This window comes from Paraburkholderia dinghuensis (assembly GCF_003837865.1).
Classification (GTDB): Bacteria; Pseudomonadota; Gammaproteobacteria; order Burkholderiales; family Burkholderiaceae; genus Paraburkholderia; species Paraburkholderia dinghuensis.
This window is the reverse complement of sequence record NZ_RQIS01000009.1, coordinates 203,287-225,725: the sequence shown is the minus strand read 5'-3', so window position 1 is coordinate 225,725 and position 22,439 is coordinate 203,287. Positions and strand designations below refer to the sequence as shown.

Genomic DNA, 22,439 nt, shown 5'->3' with positions numbered 1-22,439 from the left:
CGAAGCGACGCGTCGTCGATCAAGCGGGATTGCACCGCACGGATAGTCTGGTCGACGAAATAGCCGCCGCCTTCGGTGCGAGATCAGGCGAGCCGGAACTGGTCAACGTTCGACCGAAGATCCTGAGCTTGTGATTGCAGCGAATGCGCCGCAGCAGCAGCCTGCTCGACGAGCGCGGCATTTTGCTGGGTCACCGAGTCCATCTGGGTCACGGCTTCGCTGACCTGCGAAATTCCCTTGCTCTGCTCTGCCGACGCCGCCGAAATCTCATTCACGATGTCCGTGACGCGCTTCACGGCCTCGACAATCTCGCCCATCGTGGTACCCGCCGAATCGACGTACTCGGCCCCGGACTTCACGCGACCGACCGAGTCCTGAATCAGGTCCTTGATTTCCCTCGATGCGGACGCAGCACGCTGAGCCAGCGAGCGCACCTCGGCAGCAACGACCGCAAAACCACGCCCTTGCTCTCCGGCACGCGCAGCCTCCACAGCGGCATTGAGCGCGAGGATGTTGGTCTGGAACGCGATGCTTTCGATCGTGCCGACGATGCTGGCAATCTGGTCCGAGCTCGCGTTGATGCCGTTCATGGTTTCGACCACCTGCTGCACGACGCCACCACCACGCTTTGCAGCGTCCAACGCGTGCGAAGCGATATTGCTCGCCTGACGCGCGTTGTCCGCATTGTGGTTGACGGTGGAGGTCAGCTCCTCCATGCTCGCGGCGGTCTCTTCAAGCGATGCGGCCTGCTCTTCCGTGCGCTGCGACAGATCCTGATTGCCGGCGGCGATCTGTCCGGTCGCTGACGCAATCGATTCGGTGGAACTGCGAATCGTCCGGATCATCGTGCTCAATTGCTCCTGCATGCGCTTCATCGAATGCATGAGACTGGAGCGATCGTTCGGCGCCGTGTGAACAACGACAGACAGGTCGTTATTCGCAATACGACTGGCAATGTCGACCGCCACGGCCGGGTCGCCGCCGAGCGTGTTCAGGATGCTACGGTTCAGCCAGATCACAACGGCAGCCAGCGCCGCGGCAGCAATCACGAGACCACCGAGGCTCTGATAGAGAGAGGTGCGGAATGCAGCGTCAATATCATCGGTGTAAGCACCGGTCTGCAGAATCCAGTCCCACGGTTCATAGGCAGCCGCATACGACACCTTCGGGCCGATCTCATTGGTACCGGGCTTCGGGAACGAATAGTGGACGAAGCCGTGGCCATCCCGTTTGACGATGTCGACGGTATCGCGATACAAGGCCACCCCGTTGGGGTCCTTGTAATCGTTCATGTTCCGCCCTTGCATTTCCGGATGGATCGGGTGCATCAGGATGACCGGTTCGGAATTCAACAGCGTGAAATACCCGGTCCCGCCTTGGCCATAACGCAGTCCCCGGATCGCTGCCAGTGCCTGCTTTTTGGCTTCGTCGACCGTGATGGTTCCGGCTGTCGCCTGCTCTGCATACGCCTTCGTCGTCGCAATTGCCAGTTCCGTCGCGTGAATCAGATCCCTCTGTCTCTCGTCGTAGCGAACTTCCCGAATCCGGTAAGCGTCGACGACCGACATCACGACAAAGAACGCAAGGCTAAGGATGAGAGGCGCCCAAAGCTTCTGGGAAAAAGAAAGTTTCACGGTCACTCCGTCTGTTATTCGATCTTGCAGATACACAGGCTGTCTACGTTTACGGCACGGTTACACTATTTCTTTAGGCTTTTACATGATCGCCGTTTAGTGCGTCGGAAATCGTGGGGGAAGATATTCCTCGTCGCGGGGCGACTGGCCGCGGCACCTCGTAGCCCGCATACATCTTTTGAATTAGTCCCGGCCTACTCTATGGAAACCCATTCAGGCAACGGCGAATAAGCCATTCCCGGATCGGGTTCGGGCCACGAAGGACTCTTGACCACCCTGTCGATCCTGGACACCAGACATTCGAGCATCCAGCACGCAAATCGATCAAGAACAGAACGTCTCCCATTCGTCACCCGGCTGACTATCCGGTTCTGGCGGAGTGTGGTCGTCAACTATCGCCCGTCGACACTGTCGCTATTCCTTCTGAGACTCATGACTATCACCGGACGAACTCCCCCCCTGCATCCGGTCGATCGTCATCAACATGCGCTCGATTTCCTCGAAGAAAACATCAGCGTCGGCGGGAAACTCCACGCGCACCGTGGCGGCCAGTTTTTCATTGAGCACGGACTGCCTGACGCTTGCGAGTGCGTTGCCATTCGTCGCATCGGCTGCCTCGCGGGCCTTCACAATCGCATGATGAGCGAGCAGCCTGAGCGCTGCCCTGGCTAGCCGCGTCTCCGGTTGCGACTTTTCATCAACCTCCACGCCGTCCCCGATCACGCCGTGCCTTCTCGAACACTGTTCATGAACATAGTTTTCCTCATGGCCTCAGTGGAATACCTCGACGGCATCAACCAGTCGTGTCGCCTGCTGCTGCAAGTTCTCCGACACTGCTGTGTTTTGCTCGACCAGCGCGGCGTTTTGTTGGGTGATTTCGTCGAGATTGCCGATCGCCTGGTCCACCCGCGTAACGCCGACGCTTTGCTCCGCCGTCGCCGAACTGATTGCAGTAATCAGAGCCGAGACGCGTTTTACCTGCGTCACGATATCGTCCATCGCCTGCCCGGCCTCATTGACGAGGCGCGAACCCAACGCGATTTTCCCCACACTGTCCTCGATCAGATGCTTGATTTCCTTCGCGGCATCCGAACTACGCTGCGCAAGCGCGCGGACCTCCTGAGCGACCACGGCAAAGCCCTTACCTTGTTCGCCGGCGCGCGCGGCTTCGACCGCCGCGTTGAGCGCAAGAATGTTGGTCTGGAATGCAATGCCCTCTATCGCGCCGATGATGTCGGTAATCCGTTTCGCGCTCGCTGAGATGTCGGCCATCGTGTCCATCACCTTCTCAACCGACGTTCCGCCTTTCACTGCAGCCTCGCGCGCTCACAGAGAGTGCATCGGCCTCGTGCGATGTTTCCGCATTGCTCTGCACTGCAGACGTCATCTGTGTCATCGCGCTTGCCGTCTGCTGGACGCTGGTCGCTGCGGCTTCGGTGCGTTTTCTCAGATCGACGTTGCCCTGAGCGATTTCGCGACTGGCCGCCCGGACCCAGGAAATCTGCTCACCGACATCGGTTGACAGCCATCGGAACATCACGCCCAACTGCCCGATGGAGCGACTGAGCATGCCTATCTCGTCGACGCGATTTAGCGGCGTCACCGTATGGCTTTCACCCGACGCAACATCCTGGGCCTCTTTCAGCAGCCGCTCGAGCGGACGGGAAATCTGCCAATTGAGCAGCAGGCCGAAGACCGACATCCCCACCACAACGCTGGCCAGGATTTCGATCGTATGCAAAGGCGGTAAGCCGAAAATCAAGCAAGCGAGGATCTCCCAAATGGCAAATGCGACACCGAGCAGGCAGATACGCGTACGCACACTCGCTACCTGAAAAAAAGAGCGAAATGCCTTCAGCCCGGTGCGAACGACGATACCCTGGTGGAAACGGCGGTCACCCGCCTGGCCTTCACGAAAATCACGGTACAGGCTTTCCGCGGCGGCCACCTCTTCGCGTGAAGGTTTGGTCCGCACAGACATGTATCCGGTCGGTGCGCCATGACGAATAACCGGCGTGACGTTGGCGCGCACCCAATAATGGTCACCGTTTTTGCGCCGGTTCTTGACCAGCCCCGTCCACGGCAGTCCGCTTTTGACCGTAGACCACAAATCGGCGAAGGCTTCCGTCGGCATATCGGGGTGGCGGACCATGTTGTGGGGCTGCCCCTGAAGCTCCTCGAGATCAAATCCGCTGACGCTGATAAATGACGAGTTGGCGTAGCTGATATGGCTCTGCGTGTCCGTAACGCTCATCAACGTCGCGTTGCCTTCTAGTTCGTACTCCTTTTGAGTAACGGGCTGGTTGTCGCGCAATTAACACGCCTCCATGAAAGTGATGCGAGATGCCGCCTATGCCCGATGGCAAACGACGAGGCTGAATGCTGACTGGACGGCGGGCCAGTCGGTCGCATTGCCCGTGGGCACAAGGTCCATGCTGATTCGCAACTCGACGACGCTCCCCGCCCCTGGCGGAAAGGCGACGCGACCGGATTGGATCAGCGCAACGTCGTTGATCGTAGTAGCACGCGGATTGACCGGAGCGACGTCCGTATGGGCGCTGCGGATTGGCACGTCCACGCCTTTGAGGCGGAGGTTCGTGCTCGTAACGCGGCTGGTGATCGTATTTGCGTTAATGCCGTTGTCATTCGACGTGACGGTCGCCGGTCTGAGGGCGCCGGAATCGAATACAACGCTGCAGGCAAAGAGCGTGTCAAAGCATCGACGTCGCGTGCCTGTTCGGTACTTCGTGAGTTGGCGTGTCATTTTGTATTGGGGTGCGCGCCGGTCATGCATACGGTCGCATCAATTTCTTTTAGCGGACTGAAGCTTCCGCATATGCTCTAGATCAAATTTCGGCCTGCCCGAGAAAATCTTTAGGGGGTTTCACCTATAAATTTTTTTAATCTCTCTCTAATTCGTTACAGCGTAACGACTTAGCAAGGCTTTTATGAAGCGGCAAAAAGACAATTAGCGATCTATGCAACCCATTTAATCTGACAGACGGATTTGTTGCAGCACTCCAGGTTAACCGGTTATCGATGGCGTCGATTAATTGGCAAACAATATGCTGGATGCCGTGGCGTGGATGCGAATCCACGACGAAACGGTCAAGACTGTTGCTGGTATGGGGTGGAGCGGGATCGGTTTTGTATACGATGAGCTATCGGTGCTTTCCGCTCTGTTCCTTGTCGGCCTCGACAATTCCGGGTGGAAACTTTGCATCAATAGTAGTAGTTCGGCATTGCGGCATCCACACCTGCCACCAAGCCGGAATATGGCAAACACACCCAAGGCGAGCGCATTCGCTTATGCCAGAATTTCCGGCGACGTCACGATCTGAATCGCCCGCCGATGTGAATTCCACACAACTGAATCGCAGACAAATCGATCAAATTCGCGATCAAATGCGCGCTCAAATGCGGATCAATTCGATCGGGCCGAACCACGTCACGGCAAAGAATCCAGTATGCGTTGCAAACGTTCCCTCGACCCAGCCGGCCGGCACCATGAACACCGCTGCGACACCCCCCTTCAGCCCGGTCACGCTGCTTCTCACCGGACGGTGGAGCAATTGCTCCAGATCGGCCTTCGTGGCGACGTACATGTACTCACTCGCCCGGTACCAGTGCCCGTTAGCGTTTGTGTACAGTACATAGCGCCCGCTGGTTTTTTCGATCTTCAAGACGGGATAGATTTGTCCCTGAATCGACTCTCCCCAGGTGCCGACCAGATTGTCCGGACCATCATGCGAGCATGCAGCCATCAATCCGGCAAAGCCAATAATGCAGAGCAACCGTTTTAACATCGAGACGATAGGGCACGTCATGTGCCGCTGAGTATTCCAACCCGTCGCAAGGACTGGCCGTTGGTTATTCACGGAATGTGTCACCTTCCACAACCTCGCGCGGGATCGCCGGAGTGCTGAAGATGACCAGGTGTGCCTTAACGGCAGGCGCCGGGAATTTTAAAGGAGAACAACAAGATGAAGGCGATTGCCCGATCTGCTCCTTGCCCGCGCCCGAGTCCGGACAACTGCGGACGGCGATCCCTTGAGGAATAACGACTGTGCAAGCGTTTTCTTGAGCGACAGCATTGGTGTGGAAATGCGGTATTTGCCCACGCCGCGGGAATCCCGCCCGGCGCGGCCAATTCGTGGCATTGGAAGCGCTACTCCGGCGCGTTGGATCGAAGCTACGCGCTCCGCAGATCCGGACCTGAGGCGTGAAGCCGACATGGGTTGCCGATACGCAGCGTCATCGTCACATCAACGCCGCGATCAGCCTCTCACGAGCAGCGAGATACTCTGGGGCAACCATGCCGTGATGCCTCGCGGCGTCCAGAAGCGACATTTGCAGAGCCGTATCGACCGAATCGAATGGCAGGATCGGCACATCCGCAGGTTGAATTTCAAATACCCGGGAACGCGACGATCCAAATAGCAGTCGCAGATGAGTTTCCCAGATGAGCAGCTTCGCGAGCCTCGCAAGGTGTCCTTCCGGATTCGCGCGATCGGGTGCTTCCCACGCCTCGCTGTGCTGTCGCATCCATTCGGTGAGTCCAGCTGCGGGCATCGGACGTGCAATCGCGTAACCCTGAGCCGCGTCCGCACCCAACAGCGCGACCGCATCGATCAGGTCGACGCTTTCAACACCTTCCACCACAACGGTTTTGCCGAGCGCATGGCACAGATTGGTCAGCTGGTATATGGAACTCAGCACGTCGATCGGAGTTTGTTCGACGCCCAGCACCAGACTGCGATCAAGCTTGATCACATCGAATGGCTGCGAGCGCAGACGATCGAGGCTGCTGTGCCCGGCGCCCAGGTCGTCTTCCGCGAGCTTGATGCCGAGCGCCCTGAATTGATCGAGCCCGTAGCGCAAACTTTGGCCCGAAACCGTATCCGACGTCTCCAGCACTTCAAGCATCAATCGCTGCGGCCGGCTGCCATATTGGCGCAACGCCTCGCGGGTAATTTCGTAAAATCGCGGATCGTGAATGGCTTCGGCAGGGAGATTGACGGACAGCTCGATGTCGAGCCCGTCGCTCAACCAGCGATTCTGCTGCTCCAGTACCTGATGAAGTCCCCGGGTATAGACCACGACGAAGTCTTCACGTGACAGGCAGGGAAAGAACTTGCCCGGCGCCAGTATTTCGTCGCCGTCCCGTAAGCGGGCTAGCGCCTCGGCCCGTTTCACCCGGCCCGACACGAGATCCCTGATCGGCTGATAGTGCATTTCGAGCGCGGATGTCCCGATCAGGCTCGCCCAGCGCTGTCGCGTCGACCACGGCAACGCATGCAACGTTCGCGAGCCACTCTCCAGACGCGCAATGGCGAACGTCAGCAAGGCCTGCACCTGCCGGATGAAGCCAACCTGCTCCGCAGACGCATAGCCTCCCGGCAGCTTGCTGTACAACGTCAGCACCGTGCCCGGCGTGCGATTCGGCGGCGACAGCGGAATCGCGACGCTCGAGCGAATTCCGTATCGCCGTGCGATGTCGCGCCACGGCCGCATCCTGTAGTCTGTTTCGACGTTCATGCAGCGCTCAACTTGCCCGCCGGTCCACGCGCGCCCCGTCGGCCCCTGCCCCTGCGACCGCTCCCCCTTGGTGATCACGCTGATTTCCGTGGCCTCGATGTCGGCCAGATAGGCGCTCAACGCCTCGCCGGACACTGACTCGAAGCGAAAAGCGCCGTCGATCGCCGGACGCCCAAACGAGCAGCCGACGCAGCCGTCCAACGCGCCGAGGATAGCCGCCGCCTTGACGATCAGATCGGCGTGACTCGCCGCACTCCACGCCAGTTCGGTGATACGGAGCAGTACATCCTGAGACGTTTCGTGGACCAGTCGCGCCGCTTCGATCTGCCAGGTGAGATCGCGGGTCAACCGGCGGGAAAGCGTCGCCAGCGCCGCATGGTGCGCCGTCGTATCTACGTGTCGGCTCACGACGGCGTGCAGGATCTCCTGGGCATGCGCGAGATCCCGGGAACTCACGCCGAAGATTGCATAAAGGCGTCCTGCTTTCAGGCTAGACGTCCGATGTTTCGCGGAAGTCAAATCGGGCGAAGCCACCAGCATCAGGTTCTCTATCTGACGCCGTTTCAGGTCATACAGCTCGGTATCCGCCAGATTCCGCATGAACTTGCCCACGCCTGGCAGACCTTGAACGTATTGATAGAACTCCTCAACGACCGTAGCGACGACGGGTCTCAGAACCTCGGTCAGCGCCGCCATCTCTGGCGCCAGATCGTCGCCATACAGATGAGCAAGTTCTTCCAGCTTGACAACCCCTGGCGTCTCCAGGCTGTCGCGTAAACCAGTCGTGCTGGACGGGCCTTGCGAATCGTCGCCAGCGGAGGGCCGAGGCGCAACCACCCTGTTTCGTCCCGTGCGCTTCGCCTCGTACAGGCACTGATCTGCCCGTCCAATCAGATCCTCGAACGAATCATCGGAGCGCCCGTCGAAAGTCGATACGCCAATACTGACCGTCAACCCACCCTGAACGCCCGCGACACTCCCACATCGTCCTTCCTCGACCAAACGCCGGATGGACTGTGCAACCTCGATGGCCTGGCGCTGACCGGCATCCTGGAGCACCACGCAGAATTCTTCGCCACCGTAACGGGCTGCTATACCTTCAGAGCGCAGCAGACTGTCCGCGATGCAGTTCGCGATAAGGCGCAGCGCCTTGTCGCCGGCCAGATGTCCGAGGGTATCGTTGAGTTGCTTGAAATGATCGACATCGAGCATCAAAACGGAAACGCCCGAACCCGCCCGGCGGGCCCGAGCCAGAATGCGATCAGCTTCTCTTTCGAGCATGGCGCGGTTCGGCAACCCGGTCAGCGAGTCGAACCACGCAAGGCGCTGCAGGCTGCTGTGTGCTTCCTCATGTTCGAAAGCGAGCACACACAGGCGAAGACACGCTTCGGCAAGTCTTCCGTGGAAGTCGGTTGGCTCCGTGGGTTGGCGGAAATAGAACGCGAGACTGCCGAGCACCCGCCCGGTTCGATCTTTGATCGGATTCGACCAGCAAGCCCGCAAACCCAGCAGCTTCGCCAGAGGCATCAGCGAACGCCAGTTCGGGTCCTCGTGAATATCGCGCGTAAGGACAGGCCGGCCAAACAGCATCGCGGGGCCGCAGGTTCCGAAGTCGGGCGCGACCTGCTTTCCATCGATCGCCTCGTCAGAGCTGGACGGCAAACCCGGGGCAGCGAGCGTATGAATCACACCGTCGCTGTCGAGCCTGAGTGTGGATACGACGATTTCAGGCGCGATACGCTGCACCTCGCTGCACAACGCGGACATCGTCTCAGAGAGAGACGAATTGGCGGTCATCGCCGAGAGCATGACGTCCTGTAACGCCAGCAAGGTCAATTCCACTTCGCCTGATTCCCCCGAATTATCACCGGACGAACTTCCCTCCAATACCCGGGAGCCCGTCGCATCAAGCGCTTGTCTTCGCGCACAATTTCTTCTCGATCACTGCACTATCCCCGGGCGCGCCATTCTTGCTGCAACTCCATTCATATAACTGTCTTGCTGGGCGACCTTAACGAAACTCGACGAGGTTATTCACCGCCAACGTCAGGTTTTCCGATAGCACAGCATTTGGCTCAAACCTTGCGGCATGTCCCTGCGTGCTTTTAATGACACACCGGTTCTCTCACTGTCACCGGGAACAAGTATTCATGAATTCACCACGTCGGCAGCAAATTCAATTTTGTTGTTCGACGGACAAACTATTGCGCCGCGTTCCCGCGATAGCTGATTCAAGCCTTGCATCTTCCATACGGTTGCGCGAGCAACTTTACCTGTGGGCTCATATTGATACCCATTCGTCTAAAAATTATCGCATATCCCGCGGATACACTCCATCATTGCGACGTCCTTATGCATTGTCGCGTCTATATTCACTACTCTGAATCGCAATAATCCCGGCTATGCAAAATCAATAGCCAAGGCTGACGCATGTCCGTATGACGCGGCCTCAAGCGTAATGGGACAATCACGTTTACGACTTCATCCTGAATAAATTTCAGGCGACGGTTTCTTCTTTTGATATTGAGCAAGCTGGATAGGAGCCTGTGCAGAACGGCAAAGCTACCGATCAGTATCGGCGTGATCCACGCTTTTACGGCCCACCTCGACTATTGAATTGATCCTCACTAGCCGCAGCGAATTAGTGTTTAAGCCACGCACATAACCAGAAAATTCCGTGAGCACTGACACCGAATGGTGGAAAGTCGAAGGACGCGCGGTATTGATCGCGAGCCGGCGACGGATATTTTCCTGCGCGCAAAGCGGTAACTTTAATGTCGCGCCGCGCTGTCGCCCTCTCGTTCATTCGACAATCAGATCGTCGATCACAGCGCGCACGCCCGGCGCCGACCATGCCGCGCCACGCGCCACCGCGCGTTCGGCGGACGAATGGACCTTGCCCGTGAGCCTGACCGTGCCATCGTGCACCGTCACGCGGATATGGGCCGCCTCGCGCTCGGCGTGCCGTTGCATTGCACTGTGAATCTGCCTGCCGATGGTCTCGGGTTCGAGGGTATGGCGCACGTCGATGTGGTTCACCACACCCGTCACACCGCGCAGCTGGCCGATCACGCGCGCAGCCATCTGGCTTTGCCATGTCCAGTCGACCTCCCCCGTCAACAGCACGTGGCCGCGATCGACCTGCAAGCGCACCGAATCCTCGTGCAGACCAACCGTCCAGCGCAGTATCGAACGCGCGATGTTCGTGATGTCCTCGTCCGTGCGCACATCGTGTCCGGCCAGACGCACCTGCATCTCCACGACTACCGCCCGCACGCCGTCGACACGACGGGCAGCGTGCTCGGCGGCGAGCTTCGCCGCGTAGCTCGAAGGATGCCCCGATAGCGTCACCACGCGGTCATTCACCTCGACGCCAATATCGGACGCGGTGACCGCGGGCTCCCACTCCAGTTCTTCCTCGACGTCATGCTTCAGATCCAGATCGGTCTTCATCGTCCATTCCTGTTGAGAAGAGGCAACGCACACTGCGCCTGCGTCATGCCATCGATCTTTTTATCTTCGACCCGCGCCACCACCGCTCCACGCCAATAGCATTCGCGCGGATCAGACCTGGAGGCGCCAACTGCGGTCACGGTGCTTTCTGAAGTTTCCGCCTACCATGATAGTCGCGCTCATCGCGCTAAACGTCGCGTGAACGTCAGTTCGCAAGAAATCGTTTGCCGACGCGCACGGCTTGCGGGAACCGATCAGTACCGCGCTTCCGACCGGTGTGGATTAAGCGAATACTAAATTGGGCTCGTCGATGGCATACCGACACAATGTCTCCAATGAAAAACCTGCCGCCACAAGACCCATCCCGCGCGGACTGCTCATTAACGTATTCAATCATCTGCGGACGGAATCGTATTCACGATCATCGCGTAGAGCCGGCCTAGATCCTCTTCGGCCTTGACGCCCTCCATGGGATCGCGGTTAGCGCCAAAGGCGGCATCGACGTCGCGCCAGTCCTCCTCCGTCAAATAGCGGATAGCCGCCGGCAGAATGACTTCCTCCTCCAGTTGCCGGTGGGCGGCATAGAACGCGGCATACGCCTCGACTTGCTGCTGCAGATCCGCAAGCGCCGGCCGCCCCTCTATTTCATACCGCGTAAGCGCACGCTCGAGGTCGAGTACATGCATTTCTCCGTCGACATGCTGAAGCCGCAATTCGTCGATCACGTCGTCGAGCGTATCGGTACGCTCCTGCAGATGAGCGAACAGGTAGCGGTCTTCCTTGGGATGATGAATGTTTTCTGGATATTCGCGGATGTAGTAAAGCATCGCGCGAAATAGTCCCGTACCCGGCGGATGCTTTTCCATACCGAGCAGGTGCACAAAGCGCAGCAGGCCGTCCACTACCATCGTGAGCCGCTGATGCTCGCGGACGATGATCTGGGTGGCGCGGCGCAACTCGAACGTATCCATGAGATGTCTCGCGAAAACCTGGGATGATCGCGACGCAATACGGTCTCGCGCCGAAGCGCGACGCGGTTGTGGTCGCTATTACAGTCTGTACCCTGGAGCGCTACTGCCATTGATTTGCGTCAAACGCATTCGGAGACGCGAAATCGTGAAGGCATCTGGATACGCAGACGGAATTTGTCTGGTGATACTGGAGGCGTCATTTACCGGTTTCTGCTTGCCCGATCGCAAGAATTGAATTCCTCATGCAATTGCGACGAATCAGGATTCTCGCGCGGTGCGACAATTTGGCTCTCAATTTAAAGTCCGCGCTGACCGCTAAGCCGATCTGGGATTAAAAAACCGGCGAGTAACGTTGTCGCTGAAAAAAATGTCGGGTTTCACCGCTTGGGGTCCGCGAACGAATGTATACAAGCAGCTACCACGTTCCCATATCGAATCTGATTACACGTCCGATCGTCGCGTGCGCGCCAGACACGTCGGTACGTGATGTCGTCCGGCGCATTCTTTTCGAAAGCTGCAGTTCGATCGTCGTAATGGATGACGTTACAGCCGTCGGCATCTGGACGGAAAAGGACGCGCTTTTCGCGGGCGAGGATCCCCGCGTGCTCGATCTCCCGATCAGCACTGCCATGAGCGCGCCACTGTTGACGCTGGATGCTCAAACCTCGCTCGGCGAAGCGGCGGTACGCTTCAAGCAATCGGGCGTGCGGCACTTTGGCGTCGTCAGCGACGGTGCGTGCATTGGCGTCATCACCCAGACAGACGTCGTTGTCAATCAGGGCGCGGAGTTCTTTCTGCGCCTGAAGTCACTGGCCTCGATCCACCTGAACCCGCCCGTCGTCGTGCCGGAGCATCTCACCCTGCATGATGCGATAGCGGGGATGCGCAGACAGAAGATCGACGCAATCATCGTGGAATATGCGGACGGCGACCTCGGCATCCTGACCGAGCGCGACGTGGTGTGGTTGATCGCGAACGATTCGCTTGGCGGCACGGTCGGCGAGCATGCGAGCCGCCCCCTCCAGGCGCTTGCAGGAACGCAGAGCCTCTATGCCGCCCAGCGTTTCATGTTGCAGGAACATATCCGGCACCTCGGCGTGCGCGACCGCGAAGGCAACCTCACCGGGTTGCTGAGTTTTGCGGACATCCTGCAGAACATCGAAGAGGAATATGTTAGCGAGTTGCAGAGTGCGCTGATCGAGCGCGACGAAGCGCTCGCACGTGCGCGATTCAGCCTGCGCATGGCGGATCTCGTGTTCGACTCCGCGCTCGAAGGCATCATGGTGACCGATCGCAGCGGGAAGATCGAGCGCGTCAATCAGGCATTTACGCGCCTCACCGGCTATGCGGAGGAGGAGGTGATCGGGCGCAGTCCGGGCCTGCTCAACTCGGGCCATCAAGGCCCAGAGTTCTACAAGGAAATGTGGCGTTCGCTCGTGACCGACGGGCACTGGCAAGGCGAGATATGGAACCGCCGCAAAAGCGGCGAGCTTTATCTCGAGTACCTGACCATCACGAGCATTCACGATGTCGAAGGCAAAATCTCGCACTACGCGGGTATCTTCTCGGACATCACGCAGCGACGTCAAAACGAAGAGCGGCTACGCTACCTCGCAACGCATGACGTGCTGACCGGGCTGGCGAATCGGGCGCTGTTCGAGGAAAGGCTTGAACGAGCCATCGTCCACGCCAGCCAGCGCAAACGCCAGGTCGCGGTCATGTATCTCGATCTTGACCGGTTCAAGCTCATCAACGATACGCTCGGGCACAACGCCGGCGACGAGGTATTAAAGGTCGTGGCTGCGCGGCTGCGGGAAAACTTGCGCGACAGCGATACCGTCGCACGGCTCGGTGGTGACGAATTCGCGTTCGTGGTGGAGGAATTCAGCGACGTCCGTGACGTAGGCCGTCTCGCGAAAGCGCTACTCAACTCGGTTGGACAACCCATCAATCTCGATGGTCACGATATCTTCACGACGCCAAGCATCGGCATCAGCGTCTATCCCGATGACGGAACAGAGGCCGGGCAACTGATGGCGCTCGCCGATCAGGCGATGTACGGCGCGAAGAGTCATGGACGCAACGCGTTCCACTTCTTCGAGAGCAAAATGACATCGTCGGCCATGGCGCAGCTCGATCTGCTCGGCGAAGTGCACCGCGCGCTCGAACAAAACGAATACTGCCTGTTTTATCAGCCGCGGTATGACCTTTCGAGCGGACGAATCGTCGGAGTCGAAGCGCTGCTTCGCTGGCGTCACCCGCAGCGAGGGCTTCTCTCGCCGGACGCATTTATGTCCGTCGTCGAGCAGTCCGCGCTGATCGTGCCGCTCAGCCGTTGGGTCTTGCGCGAGGCGTGCCGTCAAGCGCGAGACTGGCTCGACGCCGGTCTGGAATTTGGCCGCATCTCGGTCAACGTGTCGGCGCGGCTGTGCAACACCGAAGGGTTCCTCACCGGCTTGACCACGATTCTGAGCGAAACCGCATTGCCCGCCGATCGATTGCAGCTCGAGATCCTCGAAGGCATGACAATGAACAGCCGCGATGAAATTCGCGCGTTACTTCGGGAGCTTGCGGCACGCGGGGTCAGCGTCACGATAGACGACTTCGGCACGGGCTACTCGTCGCTCGCGTACCTAAAGGATCTGCCGGTCCATACACTGAAAATAGACCGCTTGTTTCTGAGCGGCGCCAACCCGCAAAGTCCGGATCGCGCGATCATTCGCGCGATCGTGGCGATGGGACGCGCGCTGGAGTTATGCGTTGTGATGATAGGCGTGGAGACGGCGGATCAACTCGCGTTCCTTCAGGAAGCGGGTTGCCATCAGGGGCAAGGAAATCTTCTAGCCACGCCCGCTTCTGCGGAAGAGATGACCGAGCTTTTGCCGTACCCCTGTGACGCGATCGTCGCGCAGGCAGACCACTAGAGCACACACCGGAATCCGGTTGCGTGAATGACCGGTCAAGGCTCGTCACGCCCGTGACGTATTTGAATTGCCGATCGGCAACGCACCTTGAGGCGCCCCGATATAGGGGCGCCTTATCATCAGGTGAACGTCGTGAAAGCAACACGACGCTCGGTACCGTGTTTTGACGAAGTGAGGCGGTAGCGCGTTTTCTGCGTACGCGGTGCGCCATCGCAGCGAAAAAGCACTACTGGTTATCGGCCCCGGGCAAGGACGGATCAAAGCTCCGCGAGGCGTGCGCGCCCTGCTCGGCGATGGCACGCGAGAGCAACGCCCGCGCTTCCTGACTCGATGCGTCGATAGTCAATGCGTGGCCTGCGTTGTGCCATGCGCAAACCCACTGTCCATTGCGCGCGCATAGCCGTGCGTAGCCAAGCAGGGAATCACGCTCCGCTTCTCGCGAAGCCAGTTCAGTCTGCATCTGCTGCGCCTGGCCGTTGCCGGGCTGCTCGGCAAGCACGTTCATGAGTGCCCGGCGTGCCGGCATCAGATCGTCCTTGTCGAGGCTTGCGCGCGCGCTCGCCAGATTTCTCGCGACATCGGCGCGCACGCTCACATCGGCTCTGCGGGCGATAGGGCGTTCGTCGGCGACCCGTCGCTGCGAAGCCGTGTTTCGCTGAACGGTATTGATGGGTGTAGCACCGGACACCCCCAGCTCCGGTTGCTTCGGCGGTGCATCCACGACCACCGTCTGTGTCACTGGTTGCTTCGGCGGTGGATCCACGACCACGGTCTGTGTTGCGAGTGCTGCTGGTGCAGCGGCCGCGACAGTCGCTTCGCGCGCGGCCGACGAGGCCAGCGTCGCTGGCACTTCAGGCGCAACGGGCACGCTGATTGCCGGCGCCACAGACCCATCGTGCGAAGCGACACTCGCATTCGTAATCTGCGGCGCGAGCACCGGTCCATGAACCTGAACGCCCGGCGTCTGTTCCCGTTCACTTCGATGCAAGATCCCGTAAGCGGAGAACGCAATCGCAAACACGGCCACAGTTGCAACCGCAAAGAGCTGCGGCCGCAAGTGATGCGCCGCCGTTTCCCTCGCATCTGCTGCGCGAGAAGCCGCGGTCAGCTGGTTCGCACCGCATTCGGGGCAAAATTTCATCGGTCCGTTGACCCAGGTCCCGCAAGCGGGACACTGGCGCGGACGCGTGTCGAATTGGCCAGGTTCGTTGAGCATAGGGACGCTACGATTTGGATTGAACTAACAGACTGCGCCGCCAGAGTGCGCGTCACAGCAGGTGATGGGGAATTGCAAAACCCGTGCCGGATATGGCGGATCAATGGGAGGTTCACGAAAGCGTCCACTCGAATATGGACTACCGTGGCGTGAAGATCAATCCGCCGATATGCCATGACGGTGGATCTGGAAAAGACTACCGGCAAGCGGGAACGAAAGCGGCAAGCAGGCGGCTTTGTATTGCAATTTCTACAGCATTGATTGCGCTGCTTGCGACGGTAGCCGCTTTGCGCCCCATCCAAAACCGTTTTGGATTCAGGATGTCGCGTAGTGTTATAGGGCCGTGTCAAACGCCGCATTCGAGAGCTACTTCAATCACCATCTGCCGCCTCAATGCCGCCGCGATTACACAGATCACGAGTTCCTCCGCAAAGACGAAATGTTTTCAAACAAAATATCGAATGCCGGATCGAATCGTCGTTCGGAATCGCCATCACACACGCTCGTTCGTCTGACGAAACAACGAATCCGGTAAGCGAGCGGCGATTCCGTTCGCGTCGCACGTGCCCACTCTTCGTGCATCGGGCGTACTCGCCGCGACTGAATTGAGGATGTGGTAACTTTTCCTGGACCTGACGCTGCATCGATAGACCACCCGCGCCACACCGCTACGAACGGGCGAAGTCGCGGATCTCTCTCCTGCAACCGCACCCGGTTCGAGGGGCGAAAAGAACGCGTTATAGGGGAAGCTCGATTGCATCTCCGTGCAACCATACAGCGCCACCGTCTCGCGTCGATTGCCGCACTGGCATTGTCGCTGGCGTGCTTTGCCTGCCGCGAACGGCAGCAGACGCCGGCGGCGAGCGCGCCGCCTCTCCCCGTTCTCGTCACCACGGTCAATACCGAGTCGATTCCGAAGATCGTCGAACTCCCCGGCCGGATCGAAGCCATTCGCACGGCGGAAATACGTGCGCGCGTCGACGGCATCGTCGAGCGCCGGCTCTATGAAGAAGGCACCGACGTACCCGCCAACGCACCCTTGTTCCTGATCGATTCGCGCGACTATCAAGCCCAGTTGCAGCAGGCGCAGGCCGCATTGAAACGCGCTCAGGCCGTCGAGGAGAATGCAGCGTCGGTGGCCGCGCGTTTCGGGCCGCTGGTTGCCCGCCAGGCGGTCAGCGCGCAGGAATACGAGGCGGCACTCGCCACGGTCCAGCAGTCGCGCGCAAACGTGTCCGATGCCGCCGCTGCCGTCACGCTCGCCCAGTTGAGACTCGACCGCTGCACGGTCCGCACGCCGATTGCCGGCCGCGTCGGACGCGCGCTGGTCACGGAGGGCGCACTCGTCAGCGCAAGCGCGGCGACGCTGCTCACGCAGGTGAATCAGCTGTCTCCGGTCAACGCGGTATTCACGCAGTCGAACACGTCACTGCTCGATCTCCGGCAGCAGGTCGAGTCCGGCGCGCTAAAGGTGCCGAACGCGAAACATGTCGAGGTCCACCTGATACTCTCGAACGGCCAGGCGTATGGCGAGGCCGGCTTCCTCGACTTCACCGATCTTGTCGTCGATCCCTCCACGGGTGCGCAGACCGTACGCGCCCATTTCGCGAATCCATCGCGCGTGCTGTTGCCGGGTCAGTTCGTGCGCGGAGAAATCGTCACAGGGACGATCCCGAACGGCATTCTCGTGCCCGAACGGGCCGTGCAGATCGATCGCGGAACGGCCAGCGTCGCAATCGTCGCCGAAGACAACACGGTCGTTCGTCGCGACGTCCAGCTTGGCGATCAGGAAGGCGGCCTGTGGGTCGTGCGCGATGGCCTGAAGTCCGGTGAGCGAGTCATCGTCGACGGCTGGAGCCGCGTCCAGCCGGGGCAACGCGTCAACGCCCAGCCCGCGCCCGTCGCCGGGCATTGACCAGCCGGCGTCCATGAACCGCTTCTTCGCCTACCGACCGGTCTTCGCGTGGGTCATTGCCTTGTTCATCCTGTTGTTCGGCATGATCGCGATCGCGCTGCTGCCGGTCGAGCAGTATCCGGACGTCGCGCCGCCCTCGCTTACGATTTCGGCCAGCTTCAACGGCGCCGACGCCACCACGCTCGACAGGACCGTCACCTCGATCATCGAGAACGAGATGAACGGGATCGACAACTTCCTGTACATGTCGTCGATCAGCCGCGCGAACGGCACGGCCCAGATCACCGTGACGCTCAGACCGGGAACGAATCTCGACGTCGCACGCACGCAGGTTCAGGATCGCCTGAGCCGCATTGAACCGCGCCTGCCGCAGGAGGTTCGCCAACTGGGGGTCACGGTCACCAAGGCATCATCTGGATTCCTGATGATGATCGCATTGCAGTCCACGGACGGTGCGACGAGTGCGCTGGAAATGGGCAACTTCGCCTCGACCAACATTGCCAACGAACTGCGTCGCATCGACGGAGTCGGCGACGTCCAGTTATTCGGCTCGTCGTACGCGATGCGGATCTGGCTCGACCAGCGCAAGCTCAGTGGCTTCGGACTATCGGCGAGCGAAGTGGTCGCCGCCGTGCAGGAGCAGAACAGCCAGACCGCTGGCGGCGGCCTCGGCGACCAGCCAATTGCGACCGGCTCCGAATTCAACGCGCAGATCATTACGCAAAGCCGCTTCTCGACGCCCGAGCAGTTCCGCCAGATCATCGTGCACGCAAACCCGGACGGATCCACCGTGCGCCTCGGCGACGTCGCCCGTGTAGAACTCGGCAACGAGAGCTACGGCTTCAGGCTGATGGTAAACGGTAAGGAATCCGCAGGAATGGTCATTCAGCTCGCGAGCGGCGCCAACGCCCTTGCGGTGGCGAACAGCGTGCGCAAACGCATGACGGAGCTGCAGCCCATCTTCCCGCGCGGTGTGGTGTGGACCGTTCCGTTCGACACGACACCCTTCATCACCACGTCGGTCCAGGGCGTATTGCGCACGATGGTCGAGGCGCTGCTGCTCGTGACCGTCGTGGTGTTCCTGTTCCTCCAGACCTGGCGCGCCACGCTGATTCCCACGCTCGTCGTCCCGGTCGCACTGATCGGCACCTGCGTCGGGCTTTTGCTGTTCGGCCTTTCCATCAATATCCTTTCGCTGTTCGGCATGGTCGTGGCGATCGGCATTCTGAACGACGACGCGATCGTGGTCGTCGAGAACGTCGAGCGCATCCGGCGCGAGGAAGGTCTCAACGCGCGCCAGGCGACGGTCAAGGCGATCGGTCAAATCTCGGGCGCGGTCATTGCGAGCACGCTCGTGCTCGTCGCGGTGTTCATTCCGATGGCGTTCTTTCCCGGCTCGACCGGCGGCATCTACCGGCAGTTCTCCGTCACGCTGACCGTCTCCGTCTTTCTCTCGACGGTGCTCGCGCTCACACTCGGCGCCGCGTTGTGCGCGACGCTGCTCGACGCCGAAGCCACACCCGGACCCGACGCGGCGCAGCCCGCCCGGCGCGGTCCGGCGAAAGTACTGGACTGGATATTCGGCTGGTTCAACCGGGGCATGGAAGCCGGAACCGCGAAGTACGTCCGCGGCGTCGAAGCGATGTTGCGCGCACCCGTGCGCTGGCTGCTCGTCTTCGTGGTGGCGTGCGTGGCTATCGGCTTCCTGTTCGTGCAGTTGCCGGGCGGGTTCCTGCCCACCGAGGACCAGGGATACATCTTCGTTTCGTACACGGGCCCGCCCGGGTCCACCGTGGCACGCACGCAGCAGGCCGTAGATCAGGCCGAGGCATTCCTGCGCCAACAGCCGCAGGTGCGCAATATCGCATCGGTGACCGGGTTCAGCTTCTTCGGCCAGGGACAGTCGGCCGCGCTTTCGTTCGTGGATCTGAAGCCCTGGAACGAGCGGCCAGGTGAAGCGAATTCGGCTAGCGCGCTGGTCCGACGCGCCAATGGGGCCTTCTGGCAAATCCCGCAGGCGCTGATTTTCGCGCTCGATCCTCCGGCGATCCCATCGCTCGGCAATGCCACCGGCTTCACGATGAAGATCCAGGACCGCAGCGGAACAGGCGGTGCAGCACTGCAGCAGGCCACGCAGCGAATCATGGTGGAAGCCGCACAAAGCAACGTGCTGACCGGCGTGCGTAGCGAGGGGCTGCCGCCGGCGCCGCAGTTATATGTCGAGATCGACCGCGTGAAGGCGCGTGCGCTCGGCCTGCAGATCGGTCAGGTAAACCAGGCACTTTCGCTCGCTTTTGGATCGAGCTATGTCAACGACTTCGTTTTCGAAGGCAACGTGCTGCGCGTGTTCGTTCAGGCCGACGCGGCACAGCGCATGCGAGCCGATGACGTCAGTGCGCTGAGACTGCGCAACAACCGCAACGAGATGGTGCCGTTCTCCGCCTTCACGACCGTGCGCTGGATTTCGGGCCCGCAGCAGCTCGAGCGGTACAACGGCTTCCCGTCGGCCACCGTCTCGGGTCAGGCCGCGGCCGGCCGGTCGAGCGGCGCCGCCATCGCCGAGATGGAGCGCATCGCCGACCGCGTGCTGAGCGGCAACCTGAGCCACGAATGGACCGGCACCGCGTTCGAGGAGCAACAGGCGGCCGGACAGATCGGCGCACTCCTCGGACTGTCACTGGTCGTCGTCTTCCTGCTGCTCGCCGCGCTCTACGAAAGCTGGGCCATTCCGGTGGCGGTGCTGCTCATCATCCCGTTCGGCGTGGCTGGAGCGGTGCTGTTCACGATGGCGCGCGGACTCTCCGCCGACGTCTACTTCAACATCGGCCTCGTGACCATCATCGGGCTCGCGGCAAAGAACGCGATCCTGATCGTCGAATTTGCGATCAAGGAAGAGGCCGCCGGCGCTGACCCGATCACCGCCGCGATTAACGGCGCACAGCAACGCCTGCGCCCCATCCTGATGACGAGCGTGACGTTCGTGCTCGGCATGACGCCGCTCGTCCTCGCGACGGGCGCGGGTGCCGCGAGCCGGCGCGCGGTGGGCACCGGCGTCATGGGCAGCATGCTCACGGCGACGATCTTCGGCATCTACTTCACGCCGCTGTTCTACGTGGCCGCGCGCAAGTGGTTGAGCCGCAAGAAGCGCGTCAGCGAAGAGGACGATCAGGAAAACCGGCCATCGCTGCAAGCGAAACCGCCGCGGCAAAGCGGAGGCCCCGACGATGCGTAATGCGCTCGCCTTCGGCGTCTGCTGTGCTCTCTGCGCGTGCAGCCTCGCCCCGCCCTGGCGTCAGCCGGACTTGCCGGTGGCCGGCACCTTCGAAGGACCCGACGTCATCCGGCCCGGCGGCGACCGCCTAGCCACGGAAATCGGTTGGGAGGATTTTTTCGGCGATCCGCAGCTCAAGTACCTGATCGCCGAGGCGCTCGAGCGCAACCGCGACCTCGCCGCTTCCGTCGCGCGCATCGAGCAGGCGCGTGCGCTCTACCGGATCCAGAACGCGCAGCGCCTGCCACAGGTCAACGCGGGCGCAAGCGCTACGCGAACCCGCACACCACTCGGCGCGGTCGATCCGGAATTTGCCGACAGCAACACGTCGCTGCAATTCAACCAGTACAACGTACAGGTCGCCGTCACATCGTTCGAGCTGGATTTCTGGGGGCGCGTCGCCAACCTGGCGGAATCGGCCCGGCGCAGCTACCTCGCGACCGTGGAAGCGCAGCACGCGTTCCGCCTGTCGTTGATCAGCAACGTCGCTGCCACTTACTACGCGATACGTGCTGGCGAAGAAGGAATCGCGCTGGCCGAGCGTACCGTGACGAGCCGTGAGTACGCACTTGAAGTCGCGAAGCTTCGCCTTGATGCCGGCGTGACTTCAAAGGTCGACTACGAGCAGGCCGCCATTCTCGTCACGCAGGCCGAAACGCAGCTCGCGGATCTGCGCCGGACCACCGGAGAGCAGCGCAATCAGCTGACGATTCTTGTCGGTGGCCCGCTCGAAGGACCGCTGCCTGAAGGGCGCTCGATTGAAGATCCGGGCCAGTTCGGCGAACTCGATGCGGGATTGCCGTCGTCACTGCTCACGAACCGCCCAGACATTCAGCATGCCGAACAACAGCTGCGTGCCGCCGACGCCAACATCGGCGCCGCCCGCGCGGACTTTTTCCCGCGCATTGCGTTGACCGCCAACTACGGCTACGTGTCGTCCGAGTTGAGCGACCTGTTCGTGCCGGCGAAACAGATGTGGACGCTGGCTGGGGCGATCAGCCTGCCCATCTTCGACGCGGGACAACGTCGCGCGCAACTCGGCTTCGCGCAGGCGCAACGTGATGAACTCGTCGCGAACTATCAGCGGACGGTGCAGACCGCGTTCAGCGAAGTATCCGATGCGCTGATCGGACGACAACGCTACAAGGAGCAGATCGCGGCGCAGGAAGAGGCAGTCGTTGCACAGAAGCGGCTTGCCGAGACGGCCGAGCTTCGATACCTGAACGGCATCTCGATCTACCTAGAGGTCGTGGATGCGCAACGCAACCTGTTCGCCGCCGAGCAGCAGTTGATCGTGCTTCGCGCAACTGCGCTGCAGAATGGCGTGTCGCTTTACATCGCATTGGGTGGTGGGCGGGACGCGACCGTCGGCGATCACGGAAAGCCAGCCGATTCGGGGAATTGAGCGGTGCGACTGAGGGGACCTCGCGCGTGGACAGTCAGGTGTTCAGTTTCGTTGCGCGGTAAAGCATGCAAGCACGATCGCCACGGTTTTCTCCGGACTGCATATCCACGCT

At 60.6% G+C, this 22,439-nt stretch carries 12 protein-coding genes and 1 pseudogene; 5 read left to right on the top strand and 8 right to left on the bottom strand.

The window, feature by feature from the left end:
- Positions 1-83: 83 nt before the first annotated feature.
- The 3 genes and pseudogenes from D1Y85_RS14385 to D1Y85_RS14375 form a co-directional block, all read right to left on the bottom strand.
- Positions 84-1,634: a methyl-accepting chemotaxis protein gene (locus D1Y85_RS14385; RefSeq protein WP_124151722.1), complete on the bottom strand. Its 1,551-nt coding sequence runs from the start codon at positions 1,632-1,634 to the stop codon at positions 84-86.
- A gap of 414 nt (positions 1,635-2,048) precedes the next feature.
- A complete protein-coding gene (locus D1Y85_RS14380; protein ID WP_124151721.1) occupies positions 2,049-2,357 on the bottom strand; it encodes a hypothetical protein in 309 nt (102 codons plus the stop codon).
- A gap of 48 nt (positions 2,358-2,405) precedes the next feature.
- Positions 2,406-3,948: pseudogene (locus D1Y85_RS14375) on the bottom strand (methyl-accepting chemotaxis protein).
- 739 nt (positions 3,949-4,687) lie between these two features.
- Here D1Y85_RS14375 and D1Y85_RS14370 point away from each other — a divergent pair.
- Positions 4,688-4,975, top strand: a complete 288-nt coding sequence (locus D1Y85_RS14370) for a hypothetical protein (RefSeq protein WP_124151720.1) — start codon at positions 4,688-4,690, stop codon at positions 4,973-4,975.
- A 72-nt stretch (positions 4,976-5,047) separates the two neighbouring features.
- On the opposite strand, the gene D1Y85_RS14365 is transcribed toward D1Y85_RS14370, so the two are convergent.
- The 4 genes from D1Y85_RS14365 to D1Y85_RS14350 form a co-directional block, all read right to left on the bottom strand.
- Entirely contained in the window at positions 5,048-5,512 is a 465-nt protein-coding gene (locus tag D1Y85_RS14365; RefSeq protein WP_148089146.1) for a hypothetical protein, read from the bottom strand.
- Positions 5,513-5,894: 382 nt separating this feature from the next.
- The gene (locus tag D1Y85_RS14360) at positions 5,895-9,014 is read right to left on the bottom strand and encodes a diguanylate cyclase (RefSeq protein WP_124151718.1); all 3,120 of its coding nucleotides are present in this window, start codon (positions 9,012-9,014) and stop codon (positions 5,895-5,897) included.
- A gap of 960 nt (positions 9,015-9,974) precedes the next feature.
- Positions 9,975-10,625 carry a BON domain-containing protein gene (locus D1Y85_RS14355; protein WP_124151717.1) on the bottom strand — a complete coding sequence of 217 codons (651 nt, stop codon included), beginning with the start codon at positions 10,623-10,625 and terminating at the stop codon, positions 9,975-9,977.
- A 389-nt stretch (positions 10,626-11,014) separates the two neighbouring features.
- Positions 11,015-11,596, bottom strand: a complete 582-nt coding sequence (locus D1Y85_RS14350) for a hemerythrin domain-containing protein (protein WP_124151716.1) — start codon at positions 11,594-11,596, stop codon at positions 11,015-11,017.
- Positions 11,597-11,997: 401 nt separating this feature from the next.
- On the opposite strand from D1Y85_RS14350, the gene D1Y85_RS14345 reads away from it, so the two are divergent.
- Positions 11,998-14,520 (top strand): EAL domain-containing protein, encoded by a 2,523-nt coding sequence (locus D1Y85_RS14345; protein WP_124151715.1) that lies wholly within the window; start codon positions 11,998-12,000, stop codon positions 14,518-14,520.
- A 226-nt stretch (positions 14,521-14,746) separates the two neighbouring features.
- Here D1Y85_RS14345 and D1Y85_RS14340 read toward each other — a convergent pair whose 3' ends face one another.
- Positions 14,747-15,406 carry a hypothetical protein gene (locus tag D1Y85_RS14340; RefSeq protein WP_124151714.1) on the bottom strand — a complete coding sequence of 220 codons (660 nt, stop codon included), beginning with the start codon at positions 15,404-15,406 and terminating at the stop codon, positions 14,747-14,749.
- Positions 15,407-16,490: 1,084 nt separating this feature from the next.
- On the opposite strand from D1Y85_RS14340, the gene D1Y85_RS14335 reads away from it, so the two are divergent.
- From D1Y85_RS14335 to D1Y85_RS14325, 3 genes are read left to right on the top strand one after another with little or no spacing between them, the layout of a single operon-like run.
- Positions 16,491-17,651, top strand: a complete 1,161-nt coding sequence (locus D1Y85_RS14335) for an efflux RND transporter periplasmic adaptor subunit (protein ID WP_124151713.1) — start codon at positions 16,491-16,493, stop codon at positions 17,649-17,651.
- A gap of 13 nt (positions 17,652-17,664) precedes the next feature.
- Positions 17,665-20,883, top strand: a complete 3,219-nt coding sequence (locus D1Y85_RS14330) for a multidrug efflux RND transporter permease subunit (RefSeq protein WP_124151712.1) — start codon at positions 17,665-17,667, stop codon at positions 20,881-20,883.
- Positions 20,876-22,327: an efflux transporter outer membrane subunit gene (locus D1Y85_RS14325; RefSeq protein ID WP_124151711.1), complete on the top strand. Its 1,452-nt coding sequence runs from the start codon at positions 20,876-20,878 to the stop codon at positions 22,325-22,327. Before D1Y85_RS14330 ends, D1Y85_RS14325 begins: the two co-directional genes overlap by 8 nt.
- The last annotated feature ends 112 nt before the right edge of the window (positions 22,328-22,439 follow it).